Source organism: Actinoplanes sp. NPDC089786, assembly GCF_040684855.1.
Taxonomy (GTDB): domain Bacteria; phylum Actinomycetota; class Actinomycetes; order Mycobacteriales; family Micromonosporaceae; genus Actinoplanes.
Genome location: NZ_JBFBGU010000008.1, coordinates 292,466 through 310,611, shown reverse-complemented (window position 1 = coordinate 310,611; position 18,146 = coordinate 292,466). Strand labels below are relative to the sequence as shown.

Sequence of the window (18,146 nt, the reverse complement as noted above, 5' to 3'; positions counted from 1 at the left end):
CACGCTCACGCAGCTCATCGGGGTACTTCTTCGGTGCCGGCATAGCTGAATCTTCTCCCAGGTTTCGATGTCTCCATCAAACCCGGGGCGGAACAGACATTCACTCGAAAGCATGTGCGAAGTCCGGGTCTAGCCCGCAGGCGACCGGCCCATCCGGGCCGGCGAGAGCGCGAACACGGTCGACGCGGCCCAGCTCAGAATCGTGCACGCGCCCACCGTCCGATGTGGCCCGGCCGACGTGCGGTCGCCGAGGCCACATCAGGCCGTCATTCCGGAGCCGTCCACCTGATGGTTGGCACGAGTTCGCCGGCCATGAAGAGTGGCTCCATGACCTGCATCGTCGGGATCACGGATGGGCGGACCGTGACCATTGGTGGGGACTCGGCCGGAAGCGACGGGTGGCACGTCGCCGTGCGGTCGGATTCCAAGGTGTTCCAGGTGCGGCCGAGCTCACCGAGGGCGTGCGGCCACCCTTCGCCGTGGTGCAGTCGGAGTGACCTCGGGTTCATGCGCGGCTGGATGACGCCGACGCGGAGGGCACAGCCGGCACGGGTGAGTCGATCTTCTCCAGAGCAGGCTCGCTCATGCATGGCAGCGGATCTGCCGGCAAGGCGGCGCTCACGGCCCCGCTTGAGACATTGATCGAAGAATCACCGCGTGGCTAGATCACGCCGGCGCGGAGGGCGTAGGCGACGGCGTGGGAGCGGTTGCGGAGGTTGAGGCGGTGGGTCACGCCGTAGATGACGTTCTTGACGGTGCGCTCGGAGTAGCAGAGTTTGCCGGCGATCTCGTTGGTGTCGAGGCCGTCGGCCATCAGGCGGAGGACGTCGACCTCGCGGGAGGACAGGCCGCCGGCGCCGCCGGTCGGGTTCAGGACCTCGCGCTGCAGGCGCTCGACGTGCTTGATCAGCTCGCCGACCAGGGCCGGCGGCAGCACGCCACCACCGGTGACGGCGGCCTGGACGGCCCGGGTCAGGCGCTCGCCGGAGACCACGGCGCGGGGCAGCACGGCCACGACCCGGCACTCGACGGCGGTGAGCAGATCGGCCTCGGAGACCTCTTCGACGATCAGCACGACCGGCGCGGCGCTGTCGGCGGCGGAACGACGCAGCGCCGCCAGCGACTCGGGGCGCAGCCGCTCGGTCGCCACCACCCGGACGGACGCCTCGGTCCAGCGGTCCGCCGGCAGCAGGGTCAGCTCGGTGCACTCCTGGAGGTGGGTGAGCAGACCGGCGCGGGTGAGCGGGTCGGACGACTGGACGGCGACGCTGATCTTCTCCATGCCGACCAGTCAAAAGCTTGACGCTTCACGAATCCTTCAGAGTCGCTCCATAAATCTGGAGCGGGCCTAGAGGCGCCGCGCCTGGCGTAGAGCCGAGATGTATTTGGGCAGCTCATCGGCCGCCGCTTCGAGCCGGCCGGGCACTGTCTGGTCTTGGAAGACGGCGTCGGCGACCATCTGGGCGGCGGGGCCGGGCAGGCCGTCGAGAGTGGGCGTGTCGAGTTCGCGCCACAGCCGGATCACGCGCAGCCGTTCGCAGACCGCGGCGAGCGTGCACTCGAGCGCGGCCACCAGACGGTCGGCTTCCTCCGCCTCGATCGTCAGCCGGCCGTCGCCGGCGAGATCGAGGAAGACGTCGCCGGCGAAGGGCTGTTCCTCGGACATGACACAAGTTCATCAGTGTTGGACGCGCGGCGCGACCCCGTGATGCGTGGAGTGCCCGCCCGAGCAGGCACGTCTGCCCAAAAGACGCCATGCATCGAGGTCGATCATGCCCGCCCGCCGCAACCCGGCTCTGACCTGCGAGAGAGCGCTCCATCACGGACCCGTAAACGTTTGCGCGTGCGACCTTGACAACAAAAGTTCGATGGTGGGTGAATGTGTTTCCGGGTGATTACCCCCTGATGTCACTCAGTTCGACGAAAGCCCCTCGAAGGAGCTATGTCATGAGCGCTCGTTCCGGCCGCATGCGGCCGGCGATAGTCACTCTCAGCGTTGCCCTGCTGGCGATCAGTGCGTGTGCGAAGTCGGAGGACAACGGCTCCGGCAGCGGACCCACCACCGGATCGTCCGGAGGCGCCCAGGTCGTGGAGTCGGCCGCGCCCGGCGTCGCCAGCTGCACCCTGCAGCAGTACGGCGGCACCAAGGTGGACCTGAAGACCGCGAAGGTCGGCTTCTCCCAGTCCGAGAAGGAGGCCAACCCGTTCCGGACCGCGGAGACCAAGTCCATCCAGGACGAGGCGGCCAAGGTCGGCATCCCGTCCGGCAACCTGACCACCTCGAACGCCAACTCGCAGTTCAACAAGCAGATCAGCGACGTCGAGCAGATGATCGACTCGGGCGTGCAGCTGCTGATCATCGCGCCGCTGAACTCGGACGGCTGGGACTCGGTGTTCGCCAAGGCGGCGGCCAAGAAGGTCCCGATCATCACCATCGACCGCAAGATCAACGCGAAGTCCTGCACCGACTACCTGACCTTCATCGGGTCGGACTTCGAGAAGCAGGGTCAGCGCGCGGCCGACGAGATGGCCAAGGCGCTGGGCAACAAGGGCAAGGTCGCGATCCTGCTCGGCGCCCCGGGCAACAACGTGACCACGCTGCGGACCAAGGGCTTCAAGGACCAGATCGCCAAGGTCGCGCCGGATGTTCAGGTCACCTTCGAGCAGACCGGCAACTTCTCCCGCGAGGAGGGCCAGAAGGTCTCCGAGCAGCTGCTGCAGTCCAACGGCGACATCAACGGCATCTACGCCGAGAACGACGAGATGGCCCTGGGCGCGATCGTCGCGCTGAAGGGCGCCGGCAAGAAGGCCGGCGACGTGAAGATCGTGACGATCGACGGCACCAAGGGCGCCGTGCAGGCGGTCGCGGACGGCTGGGCCTCGGCGGTCATCGAGTCGAACCCGCGCTTCGGCCCGCTGGCCTTCGAGACGGCGACCAAGTTCTTCAACGGTGAGCCGATCCCGGAGGACATCATCATCTCCGACCGGCAGTACGACGCCAGCAACGCCAAGGCGGACCTGAACAGCGCCTACTGATCCGACCACGACGGGCGACGCCGCTTCCAGCACTCGGAGGCGGCGCCGCCGGTCGTGACCACGCCCGGTAAAGAATGTTTCCAGAAAAAGGCCACATAGACCGACGTCTATTGCCAGCGGATGTGTCCGCGGGACACGATGAGTTCCCCCAACAGCGCACTTTCTCGAAGGAGAGAGAACGTGACTGCACATCCCCGCTCTCGACGATGGCTCACCGGCCTGGCCGCGGCACTGATCGCCTCCACCGGGGCGGTCGTCGTGAACGCCGCGCCGGCCGCTGCCTTCGTACCCAAGACACCCCCGCTGACCACGCCCTGGACCGGCCAGGTCTCCACCACCAATCCCCTGCCGGAATATCCCCGCCCGCAGCTGACCCGCCCGGACTGGCAGAGCCTCAACGGCATCTGGCAGTTCGCCCGGGCGAGCAACACCAACACGCCACCGGTGGGCCAGACGCTGGCCGAGGAGGTGCTTGTCCCGTACCCGATTGAAAGCGCTCTCTCGGGGATCATGCGGCACGAGAACTTCATGTACTACCGGAAGAACTTCACCGTCCCGGCCGGCTGGTCGGGGCGCAACGTGCAGCTCAACTTCGGCGCCGTGGACTGGCAGTCGAAGGTCTGGGTCAACGGCACGCTGCTGGGTACGCACGAGGGCGGTTACGACAAGTTCTCGTACGACATCACCAGCGCCCTCCGGGCCGGCTCGAACGAGGTCATCGTCGGCGTCTGGGACCCGGTCGAGGGCCAGGACATCCCGGTCGGCAAGCAGCGCCTCAACCGCGGCGGCATCATGTACACGCCGTCCTCGGGCATCTGGCAGACGGTCTGGCTGGAGCCGACCACGGCCCAGCGCGTCACCCGGCTCGACACCACCCCGAACGTCGCCGCCGGCGGCCTCGACCTGGTCGTGCAGGGCACGCAGGCCGGCGCCGGCGTGACGGCCCAGGTGCTGAACGGCGCCACTGTGGTCGGCACGGCGACCGGCACGGTGGGCAGCAGCTTCCGCGTACCCGTACCCAACGCCCGGTTGTGGACCCCCGACGACCCGTTCCTCTACAACCTCAGGGTGACCATGGCCGGCGGCGACGCCGTCGGCGGCTATTTCGGCATGCGCTCGGTCGGCAAGGCGATGCTCGGCGGCACGCTGCGGCCCACCCTGAACGGCAAGTTCGTGTTTCAGCTGGGCACGCTCGACCAGGGCTTCTGGCCGGACGGCATCTACACCGCGCCGACCGACACCGCGCTCGCCTTCGACCTGGAACAGCAGAAGGCGCTCGGCTTCAACATGGTCCGCAAGCACATCAAGGTGGAGAACGACCGCTGGTTCTACCACGCCGACCGGCTCGGCCTGATGGTCTGGCAGGACATGCCGGCGCTGGCCAGCGGCCGCGAGCCGTCGACCGTCGGCCGGCAGCGGTTCGAGCGTGAGCTGCGCGAGATGATCGACGAGCACAAGGGCATCACCTCGATCGTGCAGTGGGTGCCGTTCAACGAGGGCTGGGGCGAGTACGACGCCGGCCGCATCGCCGACCTGGTGAAGAGCTGGGACCCGACCCGGCTGGTCAACCACAACTCCGGCTCCAACTGCTGTGACTCCGACCCCGACCCGGGCAACGGCGACGTGATCGACGACCACCAGTACGTCGGCCCGGGCATCAGCCGCCCGCCCACAGCCACCCGCATCTCGGTCAACGGCGAGTACGGCGGCCTCGGCCTGCGTACCCCCGGTCACCAGTGGCCGAGCGGCGGCGAGTTCGCGTACGAGTGGTTGCCCGACTCGAACGCCCTGACCAACCGCTACATCCAGATCACCGGCCGGCTGGTTGACCTGATCAACGGCAACGGGCTGTCCGGTTCGGTCTACACCGAACCGACCGACGTGGAGGAGGAGCTCAACGGCTTCTTCACGTACGACCGGCAGATCCGCAAGATGGACTTCGCGCGCGTCCGGGACACCCACCTCCGGGTGCTCGGGGCGGCCAACGGCACCACGCTGTCGCTGAACAAGCCGGCCTCGCTGCGGGTGACCACCACCGGATACACCGACCGCTACCTGCGGCACCGCGACGGCGCCGCGCGCACCGATGTGATCAACGCGAGCAGCGCGGTCGGCGACAAGCAGGACGCCACGTTCTTCGTGAGGGCCGGCCTGTCGAACAGCGCCTGCTATTCGTTCGAGTCCCGCAACTTCCCGGGCCGGTACCTGCGGCACCGGGCGAACCGGGTGTACAGCGAGGCGAACAACGGTGGCACCTTCACCGCCGACGCCACGTTCTGTGCCCGGCCGGGGCTCTCCGGCGGCGGCACCTCGCTCGAGTCGGCCAGCCTGCCCGGCTCCTACCTGCGGCACCGTAGTGAAGAGGTGTGGGTCGAGGCGGGCACGGGTGGCGCGTACGCGCAGGATGCCACCTGGGCGGTCAACTCGGGCTGGTGGCGCAGCGGCGCCGACCTGCCGATCGGGCAGCGGCGGTCGTTCCGGGTCACCACGCCTGGCTTCGACACGCGTTACCTGCGGCACCGGGACGGGCTCGCCCGCACGGACGTGATCACCGCGAGCAGCGCGGCGGCCGACCGGCTGGATGCCACCTTCATCGTCAAGGCCGGCCTGGCCGACAGCAGCTGCTACTCGTTCGAGTCGGCGAACTTCGCGGGCCAGTACCTGCGGCACGCGAACTACCGGGTGCAGAAGGCGTCGAGCGACGGGACGACGGTGTTCCAGCAGGACGCCACGTTCTGTGCCCAGCCGCCGCTGAACGGCGGGTCGGGGAACGTCTCGCTGGAGTCGTTCAACTACCCCGGCTACCACTGGCGGCACTACGGCGAGGCCGTCTACATCGCCGGCAGCGGCGGCGGCAACGCCTGGGACAACCCGTCCAGCTACAACGCCGACACCACGTGGAACAACGCGGCTCCGCTTGGTTAGCGCTAACAAAAATGTCAGACCTTGACGGATTATGTTGAGAAGTGAGTGAATGCGTTCATGCCGCTGTTAGAGGTCGCCGGCGTCACCAAGACGTTCCCGGGCGTCCGCGCTCTGGACGATGTCTCGTTCACGCTGAACCAAGGGGAAGTTCACGCCCTGGTCGGCGAGAACGGCGCCGGTAAGTCCACTTTGATCAAGGTGCTCACCGGCGTCTACCAACCCGACGACGGCGAGGTGCGCTACCGCGACCAGAAGGTCTCCTTCGGTACGCCGATGGACGCCCAGAAGGCCGGGATCTCCACGATCTATCAGGAGGTCAACCTCATCCCCTTGATGAGCGTGGCGCACAACCTCTTCCTCGGCCGCGAGCCGCGCACCAGGTTCGGCACGCTGGACGAGGGGCGGATGAATCGCGAGGCGGCGGACATCCTGCGGCGCTACGGCGTCACCACGGATGTCCGTCGCCAGCTCGGCACGCTCGCGCTCGGCGCACAGCAGATGGTCGCGCTGGCCCGGGCGGTGATGATCGACGCCCGCGTGGTGATCATGGACGAGCCCACCTCGTCCCTGGAGCCGCGCGAGGTCGAGACGCTGTTCGGCGTGATCCGGGACCTGCACGCCCAGGGCATCGGCATCGTGTACGTCAGCCACCGCCTGGACGAGCTCTACCGGATCTGCGACGCGGTGACGATCCTGCGCGACGGCAAGCTGGTGCACACCGGCCGGCTCGAGAACCTGGAGCGGATCAAGCTGGTGTCGCTGATGCTCGGGCGGGAGATGTCCGAGGTGCGACGGGAAGGCGCGACCGCGTTCTCCGGCGAGCACACCGGCTCGGAACAGGCCGCCCCGGTGCTGAAGGCGACCGGCCTGAACAGCCGGCACAAGCTGCACGACATCAGCTTCGACGTGCGGCCCGGCGAGGTGGTCGGGCTGGGCGGCCTGCTCGGCGCCGGGCGCAGCGAGACGATCAAGGCGATCGGCGGGGCATACCCGCTGGACGCCGGCGAGATCGAGGTCGGAGGCAAGCCGTTCAAACGGCCGACCACGATCGGCGCGGTCAAGGCGGGCATCGCCATCCAGCCCGAGGACCGCAAGGCGGAGGGCATCATCGCCGGTCTGTCCGTACGCGAGAACATCGCCCTCGCCATCCTCCCCCGGCTCTCCCGGCTCGGGGTGGTCTCCGAAGCGAAGATCGACAAGGTCGTCGACATCTACATGCGACGGTTGCGGATCAAGGCGTCCAGCCCCGATCAGCGGGTCGGCGACCTGTCCGGCGGCAACCAGCAGAAGGTGCTGCTGGCCCGGCTGCTGGCCACCCAGCCCAAGGTGCTGCTGCTGGACGAGCCGACCCGCGGCATCGACGTCGGCGCCAAGGCCGAGGTGCAGGGCCTGATCGACGAACTGGCGGCCGAGGGCCTCGGCGTGGTGCTGGTCTCGTCGGACGCCGATGAGCTGATCGAGGGCGCCGACCGGGTCGTGGTGCTGCGCGACGGCGTGGTGGTCGGCACCCTCACCGGCGACCAGGTCACCGCCGAGGACCTGCTGGACACCATCGCCACCGCGGGAGGCAACGCATGACGACTCTTTCCTCTCCCGCGCGCGGTCTGGACCTTGCGAAGATCAAGAGCTGGTTGCCCACGTACGGCGTGTACGCCGCGATCGTGCTGCTGATCCTCTTCAACATCATCTTCACCCCGAACTTCCTGACCTGGAGCAACCTGCGCATCCAGCTGATCCAGGTGGCGCCGATCGCGATCGTCGCGCTGGGCATGGCGCTGGTCATCGGAACCGAGGGCATCGACCTGTCGGTCGGCTCGGTGATGGCGCTCGCGGCCGCGCTGATCCCGCTGTACCTCGGCTACGGCGTGGCCGGCGCGATCCTCATCTCACTGGTCGCCGGCCTGGCCGTCGGCCTGGTCAACGGCACCCTGGTCGCCCGGGTCGGGCTGCAACCGATCGTCGCCACGCTCGCGCTCTTCGTCGGCGGCCGCGGCCTGGCCCTGGTCATCTCCGGCGGCCAGCTCAAGGACATCCGCAACGACGACCTCATCTTCCTCGGCTCCGGTGACCTGTTCGGCCTGCCGGTCCTGGTCTGGATCGCCGCGGCGCTCGTGCTGATCGTCGCGTTCGTGGTGCGCCGCACCGTCTTCGGCCGCCGCCTCCTGGCCATCGGCGGCAACCGCAAATCGGCCGAGCTGGCCGGCCTCCCGGTCAAACGAGTCCTGATCACCGTGTACGTGATCTGCTCGGTCCTCGCCTCGATCGCCGGTGTCCTGGCCGTCGCCCGCATCCAGTCCAGTGACGCCTCGGCGGTCGGCCTGCTGATCGAACTCTCCGCGATCACCGCGGTCGTGGTCGGCGGCACCCCGCTCACCGGCGGCAAGGTCCGCGTGCTGGGCACGGTGGCCGGCGCCCTGCTCATGCAACTGGTCGTGGCGACCATGATCAAACACAACCTGCCGGCGTCGACGACCGAGATCGTGCAGGCCGTGATCATCCTGGTCGCCGTCTACGTCGCCCGCGAGAGGAAGACCCGGTGACTCAGTTGGCTACCGAACCCGAGGTTCCCGCGGTCGTCGCGGCGGACGTGCGCCGGGCGGAGCGCACCGACCGGATCGTCGGCCTGGTCCAGCGCCAGGGCGCCCTGGCCGTGCTCGTCGTGGTGGTGATCATCGCGTCGATCACCTGGCCGAACTTCCGCACGTTCGACAACGCCGGCACGATCCTGGTGGCCGCGGCGCCGCCGATGCTGATCGCGCTGGGCATGACCTTCGTGATCATCACGGGCGGGATCGACCTGTCGGTGGGCTCGCTCTACGTGCTCGGCGGGGTCGTCTCGGCGTACGCGTCGCAGTGGGGCGTCGGTGCCGCGTTCCTGGCCCCGCTGCTGGTCTGCGGGCTGATCGGCATCGCGAACGGGCTGCTCATCGCGTACACCAGAATGGCGCCCTTCATCGTCACCCTGGCCGCCCTGCTCGGGGCGCGCGGCCTGATGCGCGCGATCAGCACCGAGGGTTCGGAGACCTACCTGGTCAAGAGCGACGCGTTCCGCTCGTTCGGGACGGGCTCGTTCCTCGGCATCGGCTACCCCGTGTGGCTGGCCGTGGTGCTGGTCGCGATCGGCATCGTGGTGCTGTCCCGCACCCGGTTCGGGCACGCGGTCTACGCGATCGGCGGCAGCGAGGACGCGGCCGGCCTGATGGGCATCGCGGTGCGAAGGACCAAAATCTGGGTGTACGTCCTGAGCGGACTGCTCGCCGGCCTGGCCGGGGCGATCAACGCGGCGAAACTCGGCTCCGGCGTGACCGTGCTGGGCACCGGCATGGAACTCGACGCCATCGCCGCCGTGGTGATCGGCGGAACCCTGCTGACCGGCGGCGCGGGCACCATCGCGGGCACCGTGGCCGGCGTCCTTCTCCTGGGCGTCATCCAGAACATGATCAACCAGGTCGGCAACGTCCAGTCCAGCTACCAGCAGGTGATCAGCGGCGCCTTCCTGGCCGTCGTCGTGGTGGCCCAGACCTACTTGGCCAAACTCCGCCGCGTGACCTGACAACCCGCCGCCTGACCATCTTGGACGTCGCGCGCGCATCGCCGCCATCTCGCCAACCGCCTGCTGATCTTGGCGATTCGGCGCGCGCACCGCCACCTCCCCCACCCCTCTGGGTGGGCGGTGAATGTAGCGCGCGACTACGACCGGATCCGGCGGTTATCCACAGCCCGGGGTGCCCAGCTACCACTGTGCGGAACGGCCGGGTCGCGGCGATCCGAGGGGCCGCGTAGGGCATGCGCCCACCGGCGTCGTCGGCCAGCCCGATATGTAGGGATCCGCCGCAACACGTCTCCGGGTCGTAAGGACCTACCAGTGCGCGGAGAGCGCCGCCCGGGTCGCGGCGATCTGCTGGGCCGCGTAGACCGTGCGGGGCTCCCAGGAATCGTCGGCCGGGCGGGGCACGAGGGGGTCGGCCGCGTAGAGGTACGGGTTGGGGCCCCCGCGCAGGCCTCGGCGGTCGGGGCTCAGGTAACGGGCGGTGCCCGGGTCGTAGTAGCGGCCCCGGTCGTGGTGCAGGCCGGTCTCGGCGTCGCGGTAATGGCCGGGGAAGCGCAGCGGCGTGGCTGAGGTCGGGTCGAGGCCCCACAGGGTGGCCCGGCGCTGCCAGACGCGTTCGCCGGAGGGGTCGATCAGGTCGGTCGGTGTGCCGGCCTCGTCGGTGACCACCACGCCGATTCGGCCGTCCTCGACCTGGGCGACCACGTGGCCGGTAACGGGGTGGTGGACCCAGGCGGTCACCCGGACCGGTCCGTCGCCGACGGTGTGGTGCTGTTCGACCAGGCGGTGGCCGAGCCAGCGGAAGGTGAAGCGCTCGAGGACGCACTCCTTGGCGATGCGCCGGCCCAGGCCGTCGTACCGGTAGGTCCAGCGCACGCCGTCGGGGGTGGTGACCGCGGTCATCCGGTCGGCGTCGTCCCACTCGTGCTCCCAGTGCCGGCCGTCGGCCGCGGCGCGGCGGATCAGCCGGCCGGCCGCGTCGAAGACCTGCTGGTCGCCGGTCGCCGGGGTGATGAGCAGGCCGGTCGGGTCGTACGCGTAGCGCTCGGTGCCGAAGCCGGTCACCCGGCCCAGGGCGTCGCGGTCGATCTCGCGGCGCTCGCGGCGGTCCTCGATCGCGATCACGTCGCCGTGGGCCCGCCGGAACTCGCGTCGCTCCCGGCCGATGACCTGCGCCACGGGGCGGCCGGCGGCGTCCCGGGAGGTGGTCACCACGACGGCGCCGTCGAGCCGGCGGGTGATCTCGGCACCGAACCGGTCGTACTCGAAGGCACCGAACCGGTCCTGCTCGAAGGCACCGAACCGGTCGTACTCGAAGGTGAGCGTGTGGCCGGCGATCCGGGCGACGGCGTCGTGCTCCCATGCGGCCCGGCCGGTGACCACGCCGTCGAGACTCTCGGCGATCACCCGCCCGGCGTCGTCACGCCACACCTCGACGCGGGCGCCGCCGTGGACGGCCGCCCCGGCCAGGCGGCCGTCGGATGTCCAGGAGAAGCGGGTCACCCGGTCGCCGACGCGTTCCTCGGTCAGCCGGCCGGCGTCGTCGTAGGCGTACCCGATCGCGCCGTCCCGGATCAGGCGGCCGTGCCGGTCCCAGGCGAAGGTCCGCTCCCGCCCCTGGAAGTCGGTCTCGCGTGCGGGGCGGCCGGCCGCGTCGTACTCGAACCGCCAGGTCTGGCCGAGCTCGTTGGTGACGGTCAGCGGGCGGTGCTCGGCGTCCCAGCGGTGGATGCGCCGGCCGCCGGTGGCGTCGGTGCGGGTCACCGGGTGCGCGGCCGAGCCGTACTCCCAGGTGGTGCGGCCGCCGCGGGCGTCGGTGTGCGCGATCGGGCGGTGCTGGGCGTCCCACTGGGTGGTGACGGTCACCCCGACCGGGTCGGTGACGGCGATGACCTGCCGGTGGTCGTTCAGCGTGCAGGTGGTGGCGGCGCCGGACGCGTCGGTCACCACGGTGCGCCCGGGCTCGTACGCGAAGGTGCTCTTGCCGGACCGGACGCAGCGGCCCGTCCGGTCGTACCCGAAGCTGTCGGAGCCGCGCCGGACCACCCGCCCGGCCGGGTCGTACTCGTAGGCCGTGCCCCCGCCGCGCACCAACCGCTCGTCGCCGTCGTAACCGAATGCCACCGCGCCGATCGCGACCACCCGGCCGTCCTCGGTCCCGATCGCGATCCGCGCGCCGCAGGTCCGTCGCACCTCGACCGGCACGCCGAGCCCGTTGCGCCGCACGTCGACCCGGTGCCCGCCGAGCGTGATCGCGGTGAGCCACGCCGCCCCCTCGCCGTCGGGCGGGGCGAACCACCACGAACACCCGCTCGCCGGGTCGATGACGACAAAACCGCCGTCGGGGGTACGCGAAAGCGGGCGATCCGTGCCGTGCCGCGGGTGGGCCACCCCGGACGGGCTGGGCGCCGGATAGCTGAACAGCGTCCCGTCCTCGAGCATCAGGTGCAGCCCGTCGTCCTCGACCTGCACCCGCTGGTCCATCGTGGACATCCAGCCCGGCCCGAAGAACCGGCCGGCCTGCTGATCCGAGCGATGCGTGCGGGACAACCGGATCGGCAGCTCGCCGGGCACGTCCAGGTCGGTCTCGGTGATCACGACCCGGCCGGCGCCGACGTCGACGTGGTCACGTAACGCCGCCGGGGCGGCCGAGGCCGGGTGGGCCCGCCGGCCGGTCGCGGTCAGGCTCTTCGTGACGACGACCGCCGCCGGCCCCGGCCGCTCCACCTTCACGCCGGCGAAGTCCGCGGCCACCGGCCGCCATCCGGCCCGCAGCCCGGCCACCGTGGTCATCCCGACCACCCCGGGTAATCCGCCGAGCACCCCGAAGACCAGGCCCAGCCCGTTGCCCCGGCCGGCGGTGAGGTCGGCCAGAGCCACGCCGAGCAGCGGGCCACCGACCGCAGGGGCCAGCCAGGACGCCGGGGCGCAGGCGGCCAGCGCCACCGCGCCGGTGGCCACCGACACCCACTTCGCCGATTCGCAGGTCGCCTCCCACAGCATCTGGAAGCCGTCGGCCAGCTTGTCCCAGAACGACCGCGGCGGGATGCCCGCGGCCGAGGCCACCCGGATCTCCTTGGCGCAGGTGGCGGTGGCGTCCTCGCGGACCTGCCGGGCCTGCTCGGCCAGCACCTTGGCCGCGTCGAGGGCGAGGCCGTCACGGGCTTCGGTCAGGGCCCGGTCGGCGTCGGCCTGCGCGGCGCGGAGCCGGGGGACGTACGCGGAAAGGGCCTCGGCCGCCATCCGGTGCGAGGCGCAGACCTGCCGGATCTGCTCGGGGAAGTCGCCGTACTGGTCGGCGAACCGCTCCGCCGACAGCCCGGTCCAGGCGAGCACCGCCTCGTCGCCCATCGAGCGGACGGCCAGGCCCGCGGCCTCGGCGTCGTCGGCGAACCGCATCAGCCGACCGGCCAGGGCCTCGGCCGCCTCGCAGGATCCCGGCGCCGGGTCCGACTCCAGGTCCAGGACCCACCAGTCGAGCGGGCGAGACATGCGGTCCTCCTCGGGTGTTGCACAACGCTGCAAATGGTGGGCACCCAACTCCCGCGAGGAAACGACTTGGGGCGAACAGACCTCATGTCAGGTCCGTTCATCCCGATCGGCCATGACCGTCGCGGGGGCTTTGGCACAGTGCTCGTGTGGATCACTCGGAGGTCGAAGGGCTGAGCCGCGCCCTTCAGGACGTGTCGGCGGCGATGTGGACCGCCCCGGAGTGGATCACCGGCACGATCGGCGATCCGGCCGTCGACGGCGCCATCCGGCAGTTCGAGTCCGGCTGGGCCGACGGCCGCGTCCAGGTTCAGGAGAACTGCAAGACGCTGGGCGACCTGGCCGACCGGGCGCTACGCCGGTCCGGGGCGGCGGGATGACGGGCGCCGTCGCGCCCACCGGTTTCGCCCTCTCGGTGCCGCCGAGCTGGTACGAGGTCGACCTGCACCCGCAGACCCGGAACGGCTCGATCACCAGCCTGGTGCGCGACCGGGTGACCGAGGTGCCCGCGCTCGAACCGCACCGCCTCGCGCTGACCCACGCCCTGCGCGCCGCCGCCCGGACCGCCCATTCGCATGGTGCGGTCTACTGCGGGGTGCTGGCCGAGGGCTTCGACGCCGCGCTGCTCACCGCCACAGTGACGGTGTCGGTGGTGGCCGCGCCGGGCGAGGTGGCCGCGGTCGGCAAGCACCTGCGCGCCATCCCGGAACGCGGGGCGGACAAGCCGTGGCGGGTCGTCGAGGACGTCGAACTGCCGCACATCGGCCGGGTCACCCGGACCCGGGGTGTCGAGGACGTGCCGATGCCGGACGGCGCCGGCTGGGTGCGGACCGCCCTGCTGCAGACCTTCGTGCCGTTCCCGGGCGCCGGACCGGCCCGCGTCGCGCTGGTCACCGGCAGCAGCCCCGCGCTGCCGCTGGCGGCCGAGATGCACGACCTGTTCGACGCGGTGACGACCACCTTCCGCTTCCTCTGACCGCCGCGACGCGGAAGGTGGCCGGCGCGACCGGGTCCTAGAAGACCCCGGCCCGCATCGCGTAGGCCACGGCGTGCGAGCGGCTCTTCAGGTTGAGCCGGTGCGTCACGCCGTAGAGCACGTTCTTCACGGTCCGCTCCGAGTAGCAGAGCTCGGCCGCGATCTCCGGGGTCTCCTTGCCGTCGGCCAGCAGCCGGAGCACGTCGATCTCCCGGGCGGTCAGGCCCGAGGCGTTCAGCCCGTTCGGGGCGAGCACCTCGCGCTGAAGCCGGTCCACGTGCTTGAGCAGCTCGCCGACCAGGCTGGGCGGGATCACCCCGCCGCCGGCCACGGCGGTACGGATGCAGTGGCGCAGCCGGTCCTCGGTCAGCGCCGACCGGGGCAGCACGGCCACCACCCGGCACTCGACGGCGGTCAGCAGCTCACCCTCGTTGAGCTCGCTGACCACCAGCACCACCGGCTTCCCGGTGGCCTCGGCCGCGCGGCGCAGGCTGGACACCACATCGTGGCGCAGCCGGTCGGCCGCCACCACGGCGACGTCCGACGCGGCCCAGTCCTCCACGATCTCCACACCGGGGTCCTTCTCGATCAACCCGGCCAATCCGGCGTGACTCAGTGGATCCTGCGCCTGCAAGACGATCTTCACGGGGTCTCTCTCCTCACGACCAATCGACACTTCTCAGTCTGGGGAGGGGGGCTCCAGGGATTCTTCACACTTCCTCCATCCGGATCAACAACCGTCTGGTGGGACCCGGAGAACAGTGCTTGTAGAGATGGACGACAATGTCCGGGCCGGGGGGCCGAAACGGGGTGGCGTCGAGGGGGGCGGATGAGCGGAGAATTGCACGCGGAGGTGTTAGGCCAATTACGCGCAGTTGTCGACGGCGCCGACGTGGCCCTCGGCCCCTCCCGCCAGCGTGCTGTCTTCGCCGTACTGGTTTCGCAGGTCGGACGGGCGATGACCCGCGACGAGCTGGTCGACGCGGTCTGGGGGGACAGCGCACCGGCCAGCGCGGGAGGCAGCCTGCACACTTATGTGTCCGGGTTGCGGCGCGTTTTGGGTTCGGCTGCGGAGCGTCTTTCCACGGTTGCCGGCGGTTATCAATTGACGGCGTCGTCGGTCGATGTCGAAAAACTGACACATTGCCGGGGCGAGGCCGGCCGGCGGTTCCAGCAGGGCGATCTGCCCGGCGCCATAGCGGCGCTCGACCAGGGAATCGCGCTTTGGCGCGGCGAGCCGTACGCGGACGTTTCCGGACCGTACGTGGAACAGGAACGACAGCGGCTCGCCGAGATGCGCCTGAGCATGCTGGAACAGCGCGCCCGCGCCGCGCTGGAGCTGGGCCGCGGCGGTGAGGTGGTGACCGAGCTGCAGGGCCTGGTCCGCGATCATCCGCTGCACGAAGCGCTCTACGAGCTGTTGATGCGCGCGCTGGCCACCTCCGGGCGTACCGCCGACGCTCTCGAGGTTTATCAGACCGCGCGCGACACGCTGATCGCCGAACTGGGCATCGAGCCCGGCGCCACCCTGCGCAAACTCCAGAAAGACCTGCTGGCCGGCGACGCCACCGAGACCGCGCCGCCCCCGGCGGCCCGCCCCGAGCCACTCCCCCGGCTCCAGATCGCGCCCGCACACGTCACCCGGGCCCGCTCCGGCGTCCCGTTCGTCGGGCGCCACGACGAACTCAGCCTGCTCAGCGGCCTGGTCGACGACCTGGCCCAGGGGCGGGGCAACGCGGTCTGGCTGGAGGGCGAGGCCGGCATCGGCAAGTCCGAGCTGCTCGCCGCCGCGTTCGCCCGGACCACGGCGGCCGGCTGCCAGGTCGCCTGGAGTGTGGCCGACGAACTGGGCCAGCGGGTGCCGTACCAGGTCTTGATGGAAGCTCTCGGCCTGGAGAGCACGTCCAGCGACCCACGGCTGGCCGCGGTGGCCGAGCGGGTGCAGGGCGAGGGCGACACCGGCCTGCTCGCCTTCGTGCGGGAGGCCTGTCTCCAGGCGCCGCTGCTGCTGATCGTGGACGACATGCACTGGGCCGACGAGTCCAGCGTGCTGGCCTGGGGGCGGCTGGCCGGCGCCGTGCGGCGCCTGCCGCTGCTGCTGGTGGCCGCGACCCGGCCGGACACCCGGCTCGGTCAGCTCCGCCGGGCGCTGATCGGCCGCGAGGCGCACATGCTCGACCTCGAGCCGCTGAGCACGCCCGAGGTCGAGACGCTGATCGGTGGCATCGTCGGTGGCGCGCCCGGCGAAGGACTGCGGTCGCTGGCCGCCCGCGCCGGCGGCAACCCGCTCTACACCCGGGAGATGGCGGCCGACCTGGTCCGGCAGCGGTCGGTCACGGTGATCGACGGCGTCGCCGAGGTCGCCGAGTCGGTGGTGGACAAGATGCCGGCCTCGCTGATCGGCGCGGTCCGGCGCACCCTGGAGTCGCTGTCCCCGGACACCCAGGAGGTGCTCCGGCTGGCGGCGTTGCTGGGCATGGAGTTCGCCGCGGCCGACGTGGTGGCGCTGACCGGCCGGTCGCCGGTGCTGCTGGTGCGTACGTTCGACGAGGCCGTCGCCGCGCACGTGATCGTCGAGTCCGGCCGGTTCCTGACCTTCCGCCACCCCTTCCTGCGCCAGGCGCTGCACGACGCCATCCCGTTCCCGCTCCGGGCCACCTTGCGCCGGCACGCGGCCGAGGCGCTGGCCCAGGCGGGCAGCCCGGTCAACCGGATCGCCGAGCAGCTCGCGGCCGAGCCCATGGTGATCGACACCTGGGTGGTTCGCTGGATCATCGGCAACCTGACCCGGCTCATCGAGCAGGCCCCGCGCATGGTCGCCGACCTGCTCCGCCAGGTGCTGGCCACCGACGTGCCGGCCCGCGACCAGCGCGAGCTGCTGCTCGTGGCGACGACCAAGCTGCTGTTCCGGCTGGACGAGTTCCCGGAGACCGAGGGGCGCGAGGCGTTGAGCGTCGCGACCGATCCGGCCGACCGGGCCGAGATGCGTCAGCTGCTCGCGGCCATGCGATACCGGCGCGGCGACAAGCACAGCGCCATCACCATGCTCAACGAGGCGCTGGAACAGCCCGACGCGCCGGAAATCTGGCGGACCCGGCATCAGGTCCTGCGGGCCCAGTTCAGCCGTGGTGACCTCGGTGACCTGGACAAGGCCGAACATCAGGCGATCGAGACGTTCGAGCTGGCCGATTCCGCGTACGAGGCGGCCTTCGCCCTGCAGACCCGCTGGCTGGTCGATTCGATCCGCCGCGATCACCTGGCCGCCCTGCACCACATCGACACGGCCATCGAGACGCTCGGCGAGCAGGACGCCGCCCTGCTCTACGACCTGATGGACAACCGGGTGTTCTCGCTGCAGAACCTGGACCGGCTCAAGGAGGCCGGCGAGACCATCCGCTCCGGCGCCGACGTGGCCCGGCGCCACGGCCTGCCGGCCACCCTCCAGGTGGCGTCGGCGGTGCAGTTCTACTGGCAGGGCCGCTGGGACGAGGCGCTGACCGAGATCAACGCGGTCACCAGCACCGATCCGGGCATGACCTTCCACGGCACCCGGGAACTGCCGGCGGTCGCCATGCTGCTGCACGGGGTGGCCGCCCTGATCGCCGGCCGGCGTGGCGAGTGGGCCACCGCCCAGGCCCACCTGGACGCCGCCGACGCCCAGCTGCCGACGACCGCCTCCGAGCGGGAGGCCTGTGACTTCCTGCTGATGGCCCGGTCGCTGATGCTCGAGCGGGAGGGCCGGCCCGAGGAGGCGCTGGCCGTGGTGAAGCCGCTCTGGGAGTCCACCTACGCGCCGATGATGCTGCGTCACCAGTGGCTGCCCGACATCGTCCGGCTGGCCGGTGTGGTCGGCGACGACGAGGTGGCCACCAGCGCGGCGGCGACCTGCGCGGACGAGGCGGCGGCCGAGACCGTGCCGGCCCGGGCCTTCACCGCCGCGGCCCGGATCCGCACGCTGCGCACCGGCAACCCGGAACACGCTCGGCAGGCGGCCGAGCACTACCGTTCGGTCGGGCGGGTTCCCGAGCTGGCCGCGGCCCTGGAGGAGGCGGGCGATCCGGCCGCCGCCGAGATCTATCGTTCGCTCGGCGCCGCCTGGGATCTCCGGCGGCTGAAGGGGGCCTGACTTTTAGTTTCAGGGCATCATTCGAGTGGGCGGGGGGCCACGGG

The 18,146-nt window shown here is 70.7% G+C and carries 12 protein-coding genes; 8 read left to right on the top strand and 4 right to left on the bottom strand.

What is annotated here, in order from left to right:
• Positions 1-661: 661 nt before the first annotated feature.
• Positions 662-1,282 (bottom strand): response regulator transcription factor, encoded by a 621-nt coding sequence (locus AB0O15_RS24870; RefSeq protein WP_364322642.1) that lies wholly within the window; start codon positions 1,280-1,282, stop codon positions 662-664.
• A 66-nt stretch (positions 1,283-1,348) separates the two neighbouring features.
• Positions 1,349-1,666, bottom strand: a complete 318-nt coding sequence (locus AB0O15_RS24865) for a hypothetical protein (protein ID WP_364322640.1) — start codon at positions 1,664-1,666, stop codon at positions 1,349-1,351.
• 281 nt (positions 1,667-1,947) lie between these two features.
• Between AB0O15_RS24865 and AB0O15_RS24860 the strand changes: the two genes are divergently transcribed.
• From AB0O15_RS24860 to AB0O15_RS24840, 5 genes are all read left to right on the top strand, one after another.
• Positions 1,948-3,036, top strand: a complete 1,089-nt coding sequence (locus tag AB0O15_RS24860; RefSeq protein ID WP_364322638.1) for an ABC transporter substrate-binding protein — start codon at positions 1,948-1,950, stop codon at positions 3,034-3,036.
• Between the two features lie 180 nt (positions 3,037-3,216).
• Positions 3,217-5,961, top strand: a complete 2,745-nt coding sequence (locus AB0O15_RS24855; protein ID WP_364322636.1) for an AbfB domain-containing protein — start codon at positions 3,217-3,219, stop codon at positions 5,959-5,961.
• A 57-nt stretch (positions 5,962-6,018) separates the two neighbouring features.
• Positions 6,019-7,539 (top strand): sugar ABC transporter ATP-binding protein, encoded by a 1,521-nt coding sequence (locus tag AB0O15_RS24850; protein WP_364322634.1) that lies wholly within the window; start codon positions 6,019-6,021, stop codon positions 7,537-7,539.
• Positions 7,536-8,501 carry an ABC transporter permease gene (locus AB0O15_RS24845; RefSeq protein ID WP_364322632.1) on the top strand — a complete coding sequence of 322 codons (966 nt, stop codon included), beginning with the start codon at positions 7,536-7,538 and terminating at the stop codon, positions 8,499-8,501. Before AB0O15_RS24850 ends, AB0O15_RS24845 begins: the two co-directional genes overlap by 4 nt.
• Positions 8,498-9,514: an ABC transporter permease gene (locus AB0O15_RS24840; protein WP_364322630.1), complete on the top strand. Its 1,017-nt coding sequence runs from the start codon at positions 8,498-8,500 to the stop codon at positions 9,512-9,514. The genes AB0O15_RS24845 and AB0O15_RS24840 overlap by 4 nt, the downstream gene beginning before the upstream one ends.
• A gap of 306 nt (positions 9,515-9,820) precedes the next feature.
• Here AB0O15_RS24840 and AB0O15_RS24835 read toward each other — a convergent pair whose 3' ends face one another.
• Positions 9,821-13,003 carry a DUF6531 domain-containing protein gene (locus AB0O15_RS24835; RefSeq protein ID WP_364322628.1) on the bottom strand — a complete coding sequence of 1,061 codons (3,183 nt, stop codon included), beginning with the start codon at positions 13,001-13,003 and terminating at the stop codon, positions 9,821-9,823.
• A 146-nt stretch (positions 13,004-13,149) separates the two neighbouring features.
• Here AB0O15_RS24835 and AB0O15_RS24830 point away from each other — a divergent pair, with 146 nt between their 5' ends.
• Positions 13,150-13,380 carry a hypothetical protein gene (locus tag AB0O15_RS24830; RefSeq protein WP_364322626.1) on the top strand — a complete coding sequence of 77 codons (231 nt, stop codon included), beginning with the start codon at positions 13,150-13,152 and terminating at the stop codon, positions 13,378-13,380.
• Positions 13,377-13,976 (top strand): hypothetical protein, encoded by a 600-nt coding sequence (locus AB0O15_RS24825; protein ID WP_364322624.1) that lies wholly within the window; start codon positions 13,377-13,379, stop codon positions 13,974-13,976. Before AB0O15_RS24830 ends, AB0O15_RS24825 begins: the two co-directional genes overlap by 4 nt.
• Positions 13,977-14,013: 37 nt before the next feature.
• On the opposite strand, the gene AB0O15_RS24820 is transcribed toward AB0O15_RS24825, so the two are convergent.
• Positions 14,014-14,616, bottom strand: a complete 603-nt coding sequence (locus AB0O15_RS24820; protein WP_364322678.1) for a response regulator transcription factor — start codon at positions 14,614-14,616, stop codon at positions 14,014-14,016.
• Positions 14,617-14,805: 189 nt separating this feature from the next.
• On the opposite strand from AB0O15_RS24820, the gene AB0O15_RS24815 reads away from it, so the two are divergent.
• Positions 14,806-18,102: a BTAD domain-containing putative transcriptional regulator gene (locus AB0O15_RS24815; RefSeq protein WP_364322622.1), complete on the top strand. Its 3,297-nt coding sequence runs from the start codon at positions 14,806-14,808 to the stop codon at positions 18,100-18,102.
• Positions 18,103-18,146 lie beyond the last annotated feature (44 nt).

What these genes read in the sequence shown, in the direction of transcription:
- AB0O15_RS24870 (WP_364322642.1), bottom strand. Translation starts at nt 1,282, where the DNA reads ATGGAGAAGATCAGCGTCGCCGTCCAGTCGTCCGACCCGCTCACCCGC.
- AB0O15_RS24865 (WP_364322640.1), bottom strand. Translation starts at nt 1,666, where the DNA reads ATGTCCGAGGAACAGCCCTTCGCCGGCGACGTCTTCCTCGATCTCGCC.
- AB0O15_RS24860 (WP_364322638.1), top strand. Translation starts at nt 1,948, where the DNA reads ATGAGCGCTCGTTCCGGCCGCATGCGGCCGGCGATAGTCACTCTCAGC.
- AB0O15_RS24850 (WP_364322634.1), top strand. Translation starts at nt 6,019, where the DNA reads ATGCCGCTGTTAGAGGTCGCCGGCGTCACCAAGACGTTCCCGGGCGTC.
- AB0O15_RS24845 (WP_364322632.1), top strand. Translation starts at nt 7,536, where the DNA reads ATGACGACTCTTTCCTCTCCCGCGCGCGGTCTGGACCTTGCGAAGATC.
- AB0O15_RS24835 (WP_364322628.1), bottom strand. Translation starts at nt 13,003, where the DNA reads ATGTCTCGCCCGCTCGACTGGTGGGTCCTGGACCTGGAGTCGGACCCG.
- AB0O15_RS24825 (WP_364322624.1), top strand. Translation starts at nt 13,377, where the DNA reads ATGACGGGCGCCGTCGCGCCCACCGGTTTCGCCCTCTCGGTGCCGCCG.
- AB0O15_RS24815 (WP_364322622.1), top strand. Translation starts at nt 14,806, where the DNA reads ATGAGCGGAGAATTGCACGCGGAGGTGTTAGGCCAATTACGCGCAGTT.